Source organism: Candidatus Villigracilis proximus, from assembly GCF_016717045.1.
In the GTDB taxonomy this organism is placed as follows: Bacteria; Chloroflexota; Anaerolineae; order Anaerolineales; family Villigracilaceae; genus Villigracilis; species Villigracilis proximus.
In genome coordinates, this window is record NZ_JADJUO010000002.1 from 140,758 (window position 1) to 154,583 (window position 13,826).

A 13,826-nucleotide genomic window follows, 5' to 3' on the forward strand; every position below is an offset into this window, starting at 1 on the left:
TCACGAAGGTACACGAAGTAAAATCTTTTGGTTTTCCTTTGTGACACTTCGTGGTAAATATTTTTAGAACTCAGGTTTCCCTGGCAACTTGCGTACCAATATAAACGTGTCGCGGTTGACACCTGTCGGACCCCAGTAGTTGAACGCGTAGGTGAATTGTCCGTAACCGCCGACCATCAACGATGGCTTGAGGTGAACGCGCGTGGGACTATTATGTCCGCCTGCGCGTTTGTTGCCGCGCATCGGCGATTTGGGCATACTCACTGTCCGTTCGGGGGCGTGATAGAGGATGCAGATACCCGATGGAATGCGTGCGCTGACAATGGCACGCGTCACCGTGACGCCGTGATCGTTGTAGGCTTCGACCCAGTCGTTATCCACCACATCGATTGCTTTGGCATCCTTCTCACTAAGCCAGAGTGGTTCGAGTCCGCGTGAGAGAGTCAACATGCGGTCGTTATCAAAGTAGTTGGAATGGATGTGCCACTTGGCATGAGGCGTCAGGTAGTTCAACTGGATGGTCTTGCCTTCACTGTGACTCTTGTCCAAATCGCCAAACGCTAACGGATCAGGGCGCGGCTTGTAAGTGGGCAGATGTTCGCCATACGCCAGATAACCTTCGTGATCGAGATAGAAATGCTGGCGTCCAGTCAACGTGCGCCACGGGACGAGTCTTTCCACGTTGAGGGTGTACGCAGAGTAGGGGCGACCGTCCGTCATGATGCCCGTCCAAATGGGACTGTTGAGCAGACGTTTCGGTTGTTGAGTCAGATCATTGAAGGTCACGCACGGCGCGGTTGGTTCCGCGAGATCGGTCAGTTTGAGTCCAATACGTTCTTCTTCCGCTTGGAAGGCTCGGAACGCCACTTCCCCATTCGTTTCGGGAGCGAGATGCAAAATGATGTTCGCCGCATCGCGCGCAACTTCCAACGAAGGATACGTCTGACCATTCCATGTAACGGTCGGCTTGCTATCCAGCAATTGCTGATACAAGTCGCCCACTTCCATGTGAATGCCGTGAACGGCAAGTCCTTCCTTCTGCACCTTGGGTCCAAGCGAAACGAAACGCTTGCCCAGGTTGACATAATCACGCTCGGTCAAAACAAAGTTTGGCATGGTCACGCCAGGGATGGGTTCGCATTCGCCCTTCGCCCAATCACGGATGTGCGCCTGCGCCATCTCTGCGGGCGTGTCGTGTTGAAGCGGCATCGCAACCAGATCACGCACGGGTTCGGGGAAATGTGTCGGCGCGAGTTCGCTGAATTTCTCAGCCAGAATTTTGAAAATGTCCCAATCACTTTTCGATTCCCATGAGGGCGGCACAGCGGCGGCAAGCGGATGAATGAACGAGTGCATGTCGGTGCTGTTCAAGTCATCTTTCTCATACCAACTCGCCGTCGGCAAAACGATATCCGAATACAACGCCGAAGTATCCATGCGGAAGTTGATGTCCACCACCAGATCAAATTTGCCTTCGGGCGCTTCATCCCGTAATTCACTTCATGGAAGTGGCTCTTGTCCACTTCATCCGAAATGATCTGATTGTGCGTGCCGAGATAATGCTTGAAGAAATATTCCTGTCCCTTCGCGCTGGCGTTCAACGCATTGCCGCGCCAGATGAACCACAGACGAGGCCAATTTTCGGGAGCATCAGGATCTTGCACGGCGAATTTCAATTCGCCTGACTTAAGTTGATCAACCACCCATTGACGAATTTCCGCATCCGACTTCGCCCCAGCCTGCTCCGCTTTTCTGACAATTTCCAGCGAGCTGATATTGAACTGCGGATACGACGGCAACCATCCCATCCGCACCGCGCGGATGTTCGCATCGAGCGTGTGCTCTTGAGTCATGTCACGGTTGTGTTCACTGTCAGGACGAGAAACAGGTTGAGGTTCCGTATAGGTGCGCTCATATCGCCATTGATCGCTGTTGATGTAATGGAAGGAAGGCGAGTTCATTTGGCGCGGCGGCTTCTGCCAATCCAAAGCAAAAGCAATCGAAGCCCACGGCGCCATCGGAGCCAGTTTTTCCTGACCCACATAATGATTCAATCCGCCGCCGTTGCGTCCCACACAACCCGTCAGCATCAACGTGCCGATGCAGGCGCGATAAATTAAATTGTTGTGATACCAGTGATTGACGCCCGCGCCGATGATGACCATGCACTTGCCTTCGGTCTTGACGGCGGTCGTCGCCCACTCGCGTGCAAATTGAATCACCGTCTGTCGGTCAATGCCTGTGTAGCGTTCCTGCCAGGCGGGCGTGTACGAAAGATTCTCATCATCATAGTCGGCGGGATAATCGCCTTCGAGTCCGCGCCCCACGCCGTATTGCGCCATCAACAGATCATAAATGGTCGCAACAGCGACCTTGCCATTAACGGTTTCAATATACCGAACAGGAATGTTGCGCTGAAATGATTTACCCTCGCCAAACTCAGCAAACGAAACGGACAACTGCTCTTCAGTTGAACCAAGGAACGTGAGTTGTGAGCGAATCTCGCTTCCATCCAGACCGTCTTTCGGCTCCAGGTTCCATTGACCCTTCTGCTTCTGCCAGCGGAATCCGAGACTGCCCTGCGGCATCCGCGGCTCATTGCTGATTTCATCCCATACCAAAAATTTCCATTCGCCGTTTTCCACGTCACGCGTGCGTTCCACATGTCCAGCGCGGATCATTCTGCCTGGTACATACTTTCCATCCGCTTCATTGAGTTCCACAAGGAAAGGCGCATCGGAGTATTGACGCAGATAATCTAAAAAGTAAGGTGTCGGGTTCTGATAATGGAATTCGTTCATGATGACGTGATTGACCGCCATCCAAAACGCGCCATCCTGCCCCGCATTGACGGGAACCCACCAATCGGCATACTTGGCAACCTGATTGAAGTCGGGCGCAAAGACCACCAGCTTCGTCCCGTTGTGACGCGCCTCAGCGGCGAAATGCACATCGGGTGTGCGCGTCATACTCATGTTCGATCCAACCGAAGCGATGAACTTGGAGTTGAACCAGTCGGCGCTTTCGGCAACATCCGTTTGCTCGCCCCACACTTCGGGGCTGGCTGGCGGCAGGTCGCTGTACCAGTCATAAAAACTCATGCTTACTGCGCCGAGCAATTGCATGAAGCGGCTTCCGCCCGCATAACTCAACATCGACATGGCGGGGATGGGCGAGAATCCGATGATGCGGTCGGGTCCGTATTTCTTGATCGTATACATCGTGGACGCGGCGATGACCTCCGTCACTTCGTCCCAACTGGTGCGACGGAACCCGCCCTTGCCGCGTGCCTGATGAAAAGCCTTACGCCCCGCTTCATTCTCAATGACGGCTGTCCACGCTTCGACAGGATCTGTGTGCTCCTCTTTGGCTTTGCGCCACAAATCCATCAACACGCCGCGCATGTACGGATACTTCACGCGGATCGGGCTGTACTGATACCACGAGAAGGAAATCCCACGCTGGCATCCGCGCGGCTCATACGGCGGCAGACCTGGTTGCAGAGTGGGATAATCCAATGCCTGCAACTCCCAAGTGACAATGCCGTCCTTAACATAGATCATCCACGAACAACTGCCTGTGCAGTTAACGCCGTGCGTGCTTCGTACCACTTTATCGTGTTGCCAGCGATTGCGATAAAACTCTTCCCACTGGCGGGCTTGCGGGTTCGAAATCTCTTCAATCCAGTTCATAATGCTCCTTGAAAACCCTTTTTGCGCGCTGGTCAGTGGTTCTGCACTTGCTTTACTCCTGATTTCCGCTTCGGCTTGCTTGACCAACGCCGCACGGACTCTCCGTAAACGGTTGCGATAGATAAACCCAAGTACAATAGCGGCGCCAATCGTGCCGAGAATGCTGATGCCGAACACCAACAGTTCCTTGTCCGCTTCGGGTTGCCCAACGGATGATTTCATGAAAGCGAGCAAGTCGGCTTGCTCCTCTTGTGTGAGGGGATCAGTTTCATATATCGGTTTCATTACTGGCGAGATGACCGATCCCGTATTCGACAGCACTCCAACGATTTCCTCATCACTGCGTTCGGTGGATACGTTGGTCAGGTTGGGTCCCAGCGCCCCGCCGCCAAGGATTCCGTTATCGCCCACGCTATGACATCCCATGCAGGGTGGACCTTCATGTTCGAAGTGGGCATAGCCCATGAATAATTTCCGTCCGTTCTCAACATCGCCATTGGCAATGTCTTGGCGGAAGCAGGTTCGCTCTCTTGCTTAGGCGCGGCTCCGCACCCAACGAGCAAAAATAGAAGAAACACAATGGACAAGAGAGGTATTCGTTCTTTCAATTTGCCGTTTCTGTTTATCATGGGTTATGCAAACTCCTGGCTAACTGTTTTTGGATTTAGATCCGTTCGCTTCCTGTGTGCGGTTGGCACTGTTGCGAATGGTTTCAAGCAGATTGTCGCCGCGGGCGGGCAATGTGTGCGTGGAAACGATCCGAAAAACGTTCTCGCTCAGCCCCGTGCGGATCACAGAAAGTTCCGAGTATTGTTCGATAATGGATCTGGTCAATTCATCCGCGGTCTCGTTCTGCAAGTTCTCATCGGCAATGACGACAACAGATGGCTTCGCTTCCAGCAATCGCTCGCAAATATCCATGTCGCCTAATTTCCACAAACCGATCAACTCAATATCTTTTCTGTGCGCAAAATCATCTCCAGGCTTTCGCCGAAGAGGTTGAGAGCAGATCAACAGAACTCTATGCTTTGACATGATCGTATGTGAAAAATAGAACAAAGTCTGCCCCAAGGTTATTGAAATCACGGTGCAATCCCATCCTCCCCCATCCTGCAATTGGAATGAAAAAAGAGTGATTATCAAATCACTCTTTTTTCAAAAAGAATTAGTTCTTTTTCTTACGTAAAACGTAGGTCACATTACAAACGTGACCTACGAGAACTCATTTACAAAATACCCTTGGCTTGTGCTGCCCTCGTCGCCTCGCGCCGTGTGGACACGTGTAACTTCGACAAGATATTGCGGATATGCGTCTTGACCGTATTCAGGCTGATGTTCAACGTGGCGGCGATCTCTTTATCCGTTGCGCCTTTGGATGCTTCTACTAATACCTGCTGTTCCCGCTCGGTCAATCCGCTGTCATCTTCTTTCTCTGACACGCCGCCTTTACTCAACCGCCGAAATTCTGAAAGGACGCGCCCCGCGAGGCTCGGCGATATGGCGGCTTCTCCGCGTAATGCGCCGCGCAACATCTCCAGCATATATTGTGATTGAATATCTTTCAACAGATAACCTTGAGCGCCATTCTTAAGCGCTTCGAAGAGCATGTTGTCATCCCCACGGACGGTCAACATGACAATGATCGTCTCAGGCAGAATCTGTTTAATTTGCCGCACCGCTTCAATGCCATCCATGCCCGGCATTTGCACGTCCATTAAGATCAGGTCAGGTTTTAATTCCTGCGCTTTGACAAAGGCTTCCAATCCATCATTGGCTTCACCCACCACTTGCATATCAGGTTGGTTGTTGATGATGCCTGCCAACCCCTCACGAAAGAGGGCGTGGTCGTCAGCCAGTAATACACGGACTTGTTCCATCTTAATCTCTTTCCTCCACCGACCACATCAATGTAATGCGCGTTCCGCTTCCAGGCGCGGATTGAAGTTCAACCGTCCCGCCGATGTGTTTTGCGCGCGCCTGCATGATCTGCAAACCGAAGTGTCCACTGGGCGCGGGTTGGGATGTATCGAATCCGTTGCCATCGTCCTCAACAGTCACTAAATAATTTCCATCGCTTCGCCCCACCTGCACGCTGAGTTGTTTTGCATGTGCATGTCGCGCCGCATTGGTCAACGCCTCGCGCGTGATGTTGTAAACCTGCTCGGCAATTTGCGGAGAGCAATCAGGCGCAGAGTTCGTGTCAGAACGCCAGACCGATTCCAAGTCATGTTGTGAGCGATTTCATCCAATGTGTCATGCAGACGTGTGCATAAATCCTTCGATACAGGTGTGTCATCCATCAACTTATTGATCGCGCGGCGCACATCGCTTGTGGCTTTGCTGATCGTCTCACGTGTTTTATGCAAACGTTGGAGCGCCGAAGTCTCCTTGCCATCGGAAAGAAACTCAACAACCTGATCGGTCATCAAGCCGAGATAACTGAGCGTTTGCCCAAGCCCATCGTGCATCTCTGCCGCAACACGCCGACGTTCCTCAAGAGTAGCAACACGTTCAGCCTGGGCAAACAGACGGGCATTCTCCAACGCAATCGCGGCAACGTTCGCAAGTTTGGTTAACATATCGGCGGACTCAACAGCGAATTGATTTTGCGCGGGGCTTCCCACACACAACGCACCGATCGCGATCACCAATGCGCAACGGCGCGGCAAGGTGACTGGTGCGATATTCATCGGACAACATGCGGCATCCGCCACGGCACGCATCAACTCCGCAAATCATCGCGCCATCACTCTCCAACACAGCATTGGCAAACTGATTATCAGCACGCATCGTGTTGCCAACCACAGCATGTTTCGGACCGCTCAACGTTTGAAGTTTCAGCCAATGCTGGTTTTCATCCACAAGACACAGCGACGCCACCTCACCGCCCAGCAATGTGCGTGCCTTTTCAGTGACCGAGTTCAACACTTGTTGAATATCGAGCCGCGAAGAAATTTCACGGCTGACTTCGTTGATTTTTGCCGCCAAAACCAAATCGTCCAACGGCTTGAGCAGAGAGCGGCGCGTCATCCATGCGCCCACTGCGAGCAACAGCATTGCGAAAACTAAAAATACAACTTGAATGATACGCAAGCGATTCACCTTGGCGGTTGAAGTCGCTTCATATAAACGCACCACCACATCGGCTTTTTGAACCAAGTCATCGGATTGTCCTTCCAGGGTGACTTGCAGTGAAGCGGAAGAATCCATCGCGTCCAAAGTGGAACGGTATTGATTCCCAAGAGACTTCCACATCACGCAATGCTGTCTGAATCTGTGCATCACTTGTCGCTGGCAAACTGACAACACTATCTGCCAGATACGGCACACTTCCCCCATATTACAAAGCAGACAACGTCTGGCTAAAGATTTCTTCGGATTCCTTCAATGCAACAGACGCAGACTCATCCCCAGCCTGCAACTGAAACGACAGCCGCGTCATCTGCTGAATCAACATCCGCTGACGACCCGCCAGGTTGATGACTAGTGCATCTTGTCGCTGAGTCTGCAAGCCCCAATAGGTGACGCCTACAGAGACGAGCACAAGCGACGCAAAGGCAATAAATAGAAAGATCAGTTGGGTTTGAAGACGCTTAATCATTGTGGAAGAGTTTTTCGATTATAACATTCGGGTTGGGTAAAAAATCGGGTTTGCCCAACGCGGCATATTCAGGTCTATGGTTTTATAGGGGTTTGAAATTTGCCCTCAAATTTAACCTCCTATTTCTAAGAGAGCATGAAAAATATGTCCGATTGTGAGTATCCCTAGGAGTTTATATCCCCTATTTGATCAACTACACCCTAACTACGATAGGGCGTAATTGTTTTTTAGGTACTTATTCTAGACTTCTTATATCGACACAACGGAAAGACCTGTGGGCTAAAGCAGCTAAAATCTAGCAATTGCGGAAGCCTGTTATGTGACTTAATAGAACAGGCATTGTTGCCGATTTTTACGTCATAACCGCAATCGGATCTGTCCGGCGGGGTACATATCTGGTATACGGGTATAAGTTTCGCAAGCGCGTAGGCGTCACGTAGGCGGCTGAGAATTACTCTGTCTTTCGGGCGTTTTTCAACCAAATAATTGGCAATCAATTGCCTAAGGCAAAATTTCTTACAACAGAAAGTTTAACAAGAAAATATCTTTCTTTGCAAGATATAGGGCGAAGATCATAGCCTGATGCAGGCGGCGACATCGTGCTGTACATGAGTCAACTCAATATTTCGGCGCACGTGTGTCATCGTATTCTCAAGGTATCCTGCACGCTTGCAGTCGTCCGAAGATCGTGATGGGGTAGAAACCGCCTATAAAAAGTGAACAATAAAAACTTTAAGTTGACGCTTGCAGTTTTTATATTGACATGGGAGTTGCGAGTTACACGCGGATGGGCATCAACAAATATTTATGAAGCATCATATCCCAGATAAACGATGGGGTTTGTTGGACTCGCATGTTAAAACGACTACAAATTGACTTAAGAAACGCTCCTCACGGCACCAGCGTGGACTCGGACTCAATCGGCAAATTAGGACATACCGCCTGATGCGAAGCGGGCAGCACATCGCCAATAATTACAACCAAGCCACGGGGAAAGTTACGAGTTACTCACAATTCCATGTCCCACCAAACTATAGGTGTTTTGTTCACTTCCCCTCCACCGATGGTTAAGGTTTTTTGTCACCATTGGGATTTGAAATAGAAATATTTTGCTAGTACCTGTTTTATAGTCCCACCAGGGTTAGCGTCAATACTCCCTTTAGAAACCTTTAATTTTTACATTTGTATTTTTCTGTTGAAGTGTATTTATTTTTTATTGCAATTACTAGTACAGTCGTCGGGGTATGTATTTATTGCATGTTTTCGATGTAATTGCAAGGTCATGTTAAAAGCAACAGCAAAAACTTATTACCTGCATCCTTCGCACTTTCCTGCATGCCAAATTCCAACAACCAATCGTGATCGTCGAGAATAACATCTTTCTCAACATTTGAATCTGAAGATTTTCCAAGATAGGATATTAATTGTTGAAATACTTCCAGTGGGAGGAGGCTCATAAATCGGGCTGAATTGGAATTTCACGTTTTCAGTAAAATCCCTCAATAGCCGATTTATCCGCTTCTTTCAGAGAGTTGGATTTTATCCGACAAACCCTTAAGTGGCGCTGTGCTATTGTAAACCATCACCCCATCCAAACCAGGCGGGGAAATCTCATCCCAGTCAGCCAATGAAAGTGAGGTCTGGTCGGGGAGCATGCAGGTCACAAATCTATTCTGGTATCTATTTCGCGCAATTTCATTCAACAGCCAAACAGCCAAAAACAACAACGCAATCACTATTACAATAACGATCACGTACAGAAGCGGACCGGAAATACTCATTACATCCTCCTTGGTTTATTTTGCACAACGAAAGCCTGTCGATTGGTCAGGCTGTCTTCCAATAGACTTACTGATGTTGGTAATTCTATACATTACTGCATCCCATGATCCTCCCTCTCAGGATATAGACATCATCACCTGTTGTAGTGGATGTCCACTCCCAAACATTTCCCAACAAGTCATAAATGGCATTATCACCTGGAGTGGCCCCATAGGGAAAGGATGTCACGGTAGTGCCGTTGGGTTCAAACCATTTCCTCTTTCGGAAATAAAATCATAACATTGGATTTCTCCGGAGGAGTGGAGCCTCACCCCACGGCCATGATCGTCCATTTTGACCGCGAGCGCGCGCGCTCCCATCCGTTATGTATCCAGGGCAAGCGCCGATCAAGCCATGCGCAATACGTCTTCGCCGTCGAGGTGACATAAACGACCGGATGTTTATCGAATTTGGCCCTGTCATAAAACTCGGTGTCTTTTCGGTTTTTCACAAACACCAGCCTCGACACAGCTCCGATAATGCGCGTTGGTCACCTCGGTAGCCTCCATGCTAAATGGGTCTACATTTATTTTTTCCAAGACAGGCTCATCTTCATTTCTGTCTGGTAAGGTCTGTGCCAAAGATAATTTCCATAGCCCCAATTTCATCTACGAGCGGACTTTCGTTCATAACTCTCTGCCGCTGGATTGGTAGTATGCCCAGCGCCCCCCCAAACGACAAGTATGACCAGGGTGCCGCAAAGGCAAACTGGGATACGATTTTCTGAATTCTTTGTCGACGCTCATTTGACAATTACTGGAGGTAGTGAAATGCATGTCTCGCCGATTCAAAGTATGCCTGATGGCGCGGCGATGAGCTGTTACGACAGCCTTTATACAATAAACTATTATCTTTCTGCCGGGATCATCCCACTGACGGGCTGCATCTCACCCTTTCGCGCAGTCTCAAATTAGTCGCCGATCTTCATTCAAACCATGTCCGCAATCTCTCCCAGTGGCGGATCAGAGCTTCGTGTGCCACTTCAACATCTTTATCGGTTTTCACAATCAGGCGGCATCGGCGGATTGCCGAGCCGGTTAATGGTGACAGAACTGTCGCTGTTGACGGGATCAATTCCTCGATCAGCACACGGCGGCGCGTGTCGCGTCCTTCGCCGCTGCCTCGTCGAGCACAGGTCGCGTAGGAAAATGTCCCGGTACGCGAGCCCGCTCAAATCCGAGCAGGAGGCGTAGACTTCCTCCGCAGTGGATGCGATCGCCTGTTTGACTCGCCGAAGGCTTGATATTCTCCGCCTTGATCCAAAGTCCATGACGGCGATCCAGCAATTCCCAAAGGGCATGTTGCAGCAGGGGCATGGCGCCGGCTCGCCCTGACCTCCGCAAGATTGGATCCGCTCAAGGTCGGGTCAGCGCAGACCAACGACCGCGGCTTGCTTCTCCATCGCGGAATGCAGCTCAGTCCACAGTCACTTAAGGGCGCAATCAGTTCCTGATGCTCCCGCGTGGGGGTCCGAGATCGGCGTAAATGGCGACCCCACCCCAAAAGCAGCGCCTCGGTGATGGCCAGCCACTGCGGGATCCGTTTTGGTGAGTTCAAGCAGTGCGTGGATGAAATCCGCACGCTCGGCGCGCTTCATGCGGGTGCGTGAACAACTCTTCAAATTGATCTGATGACGAAAACCGTTTTTGCGCTGGCGGATTCCTTTGCTGTGTGAGTGCCCAACTGAGCGGTAGAGGACGGCGTGAGATAACTCATCTGCGCCTCAAGCGCGGAACCGACCTGCCATGACCAGCGACGATTTTCCCGACCCTGATGCACCGAGCACCGCCAGGAAGGGATGCGCCTTGATGCGTGCGACCAGCCTTTGACGAAGCACTCCCGCCCGAAGAAGACTCCCCTGTCTTCGGGACGGAAGGCAAACAGACCAAGGAGAAACGGTGGACGAGACCGTAATAGGGCGGGGGAACGTTGGTTCCGAGCTCATGGCGCGGAAGGAAATATCCGTCACTTCCACGGACATCAACCGATCGACGGTTTACCCCGTCTTCGCGCTGGGATTTTAGCGCAGAACTGAGCGAGTTCTGATCCGCGCCGAGAAAGTGGCGCAGTTTCTGCGATGGACCGAAAGCGGAATCTTTGAAGAACAGGCGCGCGTCGGGGAGAAATTGACGAAGCGGTTAATCCATTTTCGATCTCATCGCTGGAGAGGAAGATCATCTTCCGGGTGTACGATATACATCCCCGATGTGGATGTTTCCACTGATATCGCCACCACGAGAGATACTTCAAACGGAATTGCTGTTGTCGGCTTTGGCGATATTTTTGATTTCTTTGGGGTCGTCGGTTAGGTTGGTCATTGGTTAATTACCCTTAACTCACACTTTGCCATGCCCAAGTAGCTAATTATAGGTCTTAAGGCAAAAAAATAAAACCAATATTGGCAAACATTACCCAAGTAGAAAGGTGTTGACCTTTCCACGTGAGAAATGACGATGTGTTTGGATTTGAAGTGAAGGATCGTACAAATTAGGTAAGCAGGCAGGTTGATGTTAAACATAAAGTACGCCTTCATAATTTCCCATTCATTTCAAAGACATATTTCTGGTAATAAGTGATTTGCAAAGTATTTGGCTGACAAATAATTCTTATTAAGTTTGATTATTCATCTGTTGATGTTAATTGTCCATCAGTGGACCATGCCACACTTTCTACTCTTGTCCTATGTTCTTTGAAGATTTGAATAGGTTGCCTAGTTTGAATATCCCACATTGTTACAGTTCATAATCGGTGCCTGATGCTAGAATTCCATCTAAAGACCAACTACACTTGTTGTCGGATTATAATTTATGAATTTTGGTGTGCCAGATTTTCCTAAAATGATTATTGATTTAAAGAAAACTCATGAGCCTGATGCTAATAGTCCGTCGGCAGATCAAGCAACACTTGAAACAATATCTGAGTGTCCATAAAGGTTTTTTTCAGATTGGGCAGTCAGAGGATTCCAAATAATTACCGTTTTATCATATGACCCCAGATGCTAACTTTCCGTCTTTGGACCAGGCAACGCTGAAACAAAGTCTTTATGACCATATAAGATTTTAGACGGTTTTCCAGTTGTGGCGTCCCGATAATAACCATTTTATCAAATGAACCTGAGGCTAATTGATTATCTTTAGACCAGGCAACGCTTGTGACTATGTCCTTGTGCCCATTTAGAAATTTGGGAAGGTTGACTTGTTGCAAGGTTCCAAATAATTACTGTGCCGTCTTGTGAGCTCGACGCTGGTTGACCATGGCAGACCAAGCAACGCTTGTGACTCTAGAGTTGTGCCCCCTAAATGTTTGAGCAGGCAGCCCCGTTTTCAGATTCCAAATGATAAAACTGTGCCGTCATCCAATCCTGAAGCTAGTTTGCCACCCACGGACCAAGCTACATTCATAATACGCGGGACCAAGATATTGTTCTTTTATTATCTCTAAAACTTTTTATGCATGTTAGCTGGGTTAACCGCAAAGTCCCAGGTCGTTTTTGTATATTAGATTAGATTGCTACGCTAAAAGAAGCGCGGTGTTGTAATCTTTGGACTACAAAAGAAACTTGAGCTTGTGATGCAAGTCGCTGAGCACGTGAAATTTTTAACTGTAAAGAGAAAAGAGTAACAATCCCAAGACATAGTAGAGAAAACTAATAGTCCCGTGGTAATTCTACATTGTGTGCGTTTGCTTACTAAATAGCGCATTATCTTCCGCAGTTTTAGCTACTTTCAAATAAATTTTAGCGCTTTCACTAAAATCGATTTTATTTTTTCTTGGGCAATTGCTGGGCGTGCGACCTATACAAACCGGCGAAACTTCATATGCTATTATCGCGTTTGTACTCTTCCACTCCTTGGCGTCCGATTTGATTTCATTTTACAGCACACCCAATCACATCACGATTTTCGTTGACTAGTTTTTTCAGCCAAGGCCAGGCATCGATCAACGCTTTCATGCGAGATCGTAACCGTATCTTTGCCTGCCTGTTCATCGGTTGTGATCAAGCGCGCATCCGCCAGTTTTTGCACAATGGCTTCCACATCTGCGGCTTTTTTGTAATTCGCAGGGACGGGATTCATCAAACAATGCCGTTCGTTTTGTATCCTGTGTACCACGCCCGATCTCAATCAGTCCGCTGAAAATGGGCGTGCCAATTCCTGTTCGTTCCTGCTTAGTTTTGAAAACAGATCATCCGCATGGCGTTCCAATGCTTTGATAATAGCCGCCGCGCTGTAAATAATCATTGAGAGTCAAAGCTGGAACGCCGCTTTTGTCCTGTTGAGAATCAAATAAATCCTTGAGCGCGAATTGCATCAATGGCAGTGCACCTGGCTCGCCTTTCATTTCATTAATGATCTGCGCGATCAGGTCGGGGTCGATGCGCAGTCCGGCACGCAGGGCGGGTTGGGCGATGGCGCCGAAACCAATTCCTCTGGCTGTGGCACCGATCTGTACGAATTGCTGGTTGACCGGTGCGTTGAGTTGTGGGTAGATCGCGCAATTCGAGACAAAATCCGAGCGCAGCATGGAAAATGGGATGATGACGCGTCGTCCGTTTTCGACCTTGGCGGCATGGGTCAGCAAGTTGAGAAATGCAACACGTTCTTCTTCTTTGCTGATCTGTGTGAAGACTTTATCAAGGTGGTCAATGAAGAGAGTACAAAGGACGCTTATCCCGTCCCTCTTTCAAAACGATTTCGCTCCAGCGTGCAAAG

14 protein-coding genes and 1 pseudogene are annotated in these 13,826 nt (G+C 49.4%); 1 reads left to right on the top strand and 14 read right to left on the bottom strand.

Annotation, left to right across the window (positions count from 1 at the left end; all coding sequences use genetic code 11):
• Positions 1–63: 63 nt before the first annotated feature.
• The 11 genes and pseudogenes from IPL71_RS04015 to IPL71_RS25770 all read right to left on the bottom strand — a co-directional run bounded on the left by IPL71_RS04015 (position 64) and on the right by IPL71_RS25770 (position 11,095).
• Positions 64–3,692, bottom strand: a pseudogene (locus IPL71_RS04015) (nitrate reductase subunit alpha).
• Positions 3,693–4,340: 648 nt separating this feature from the next.
• Complete coding sequence (locus tag IPL71_RS04020) at positions 4,341–4,778, bottom strand: hypothetical protein (protein ID WP_345319095.1); 438 nt, start codon at positions 4,776–4,778, stop codon at positions 4,341–4,343.
• A gap of 140 nt (positions 4,779–4,918) precedes the next feature.
• Entirely contained in the window at positions 4,919–5,569 is a 651-nt protein-coding gene (locus IPL71_RS04025; RefSeq protein ID WP_345319097.1) for a response regulator, read from the bottom strand.
• A 1-nt stretch (position 5,570) separates the two neighbouring features.
• Positions 5,571–5,825 carry a sensor histidine kinase gene (locus IPL71_RS04030; protein WP_345319099.1) on the bottom strand — a complete coding sequence of 85 codons (255 nt, stop codon included), beginning with the start codon at positions 5,823–5,825 and terminating at the stop codon, positions 5,571–5,573.
• On the bottom strand, positions 5,822–6,382 hold the full coding sequence (locus IPL71_RS04035; RefSeq protein ID WP_345319101.1) for a histidine kinase: 561 nt from the start codon (positions 6,380–6,382) through the stop codon (positions 5,822–5,824). Before IPL71_RS04035 ends, IPL71_RS04030 begins: the two co-directional genes overlap by 4 nt.
• Complete coding sequence (locus tag IPL71_RS04040; RefSeq protein ID WP_345319103.1) at positions 6,282–6,947, bottom strand: hypothetical protein; 666 nt, start codon at positions 6,945–6,947, stop codon at positions 6,282–6,284. The genes IPL71_RS04035 and IPL71_RS04040 overlap by 101 nt, the downstream gene beginning before the upstream one ends.
• 85 nt (positions 6,948–7,032) lie before the next feature.
• Complete coding sequence (locus IPL71_RS04045; RefSeq protein WP_345319105.1) at positions 7,033–7,293, bottom strand: type IV pili methyl-accepting chemotaxis transducer N-terminal domain-containing protein; 261 nt, start codon at positions 7,291–7,293, stop codon at positions 7,033–7,035.
• 1,511 nt (positions 7,294–8,804) lie between these two features.
• Positions 8,805–9,074, bottom strand: coding sequence for a hypothetical protein (locus tag IPL71_RS04050; protein WP_345319107.1), 270 nt, complete (start codon positions 9,072–9,074; stop codon positions 8,805–8,807).
• 964 nt (positions 9,075–10,038) lie between these two features.
• On the bottom strand, positions 10,039–10,203 hold the full coding sequence (locus IPL71_RS25765; protein WP_514130735.1) for an nSTAND1 domain-containing NTPase: 165 nt from the start codon (positions 10,201–10,203) through the stop codon (positions 10,039–10,041).
• Positions 10,197–10,430, bottom strand: a complete 234-nt coding sequence (locus IPL71_RS04055) for a hypothetical protein (RefSeq protein ID WP_345319109.1) — start codon at positions 10,428–10,430, stop codon at positions 10,197–10,199. The genes IPL71_RS25765 and IPL71_RS04055 overlap by 7 nt, the downstream gene beginning before the upstream one ends.
• A gap of 407 nt (positions 10,431–10,837) precedes the next feature.
• Complete coding sequence (locus tag IPL71_RS25770) at positions 10,838–11,095, bottom strand: nSTAND1 domain-containing NTPase (RefSeq protein WP_514130736.1); 258 nt, start codon at positions 11,093–11,095, stop codon at positions 10,838–10,840.
• Positions 11,096–11,174: 79 nt separating this feature from the next.
• Between IPL71_RS25770 and IPL71_RS04060 the strand changes: the two genes are divergently transcribed.
• Positions 11,175–11,423 (top strand): hypothetical protein, encoded by a 249-nt coding sequence (locus IPL71_RS04060; RefSeq protein ID WP_345319111.1) that lies wholly within the window; start codon positions 11,175–11,177, stop codon positions 11,421–11,423.
• A gap of 661 nt (positions 11,424–12,084) precedes the next feature.
• On the opposite strand, the gene IPL71_RS25775 is transcribed toward IPL71_RS04060, so the two are convergent.
• The 3 genes from IPL71_RS25775 to IPL71_RS04070 form a co-directional block, all read right to left on the bottom strand.
• The gene (locus IPL71_RS25775) at positions 12,085–12,318 is read right to left on the bottom strand and encodes a hypothetical protein (protein WP_514130737.1); all 234 of its coding nucleotides are present in this window, start codon (positions 12,316–12,318) and stop codon (positions 12,085–12,087) included.
• A gap of 689 nt (positions 12,319–13,007) precedes the next feature.
• Positions 13,008–13,190: a hypothetical protein gene (locus tag IPL71_RS04065; RefSeq protein WP_345319113.1), complete on the bottom strand. Its 183-nt coding sequence runs from the start codon at positions 13,188–13,190 to the stop codon at positions 13,008–13,010.
• A gap of 109 nt (positions 13,191–13,299) precedes the next feature.
• Positions 13,300–13,785 (bottom strand): nSTAND1 domain-containing NTPase, encoded by a 486-nt coding sequence (locus IPL71_RS04070; protein WP_345319125.1) that lies wholly within the window; start codon positions 13,783–13,785, stop codon positions 13,300–13,302.
• Positions 13,786–13,826: the final 41 nt, after the last annotated feature.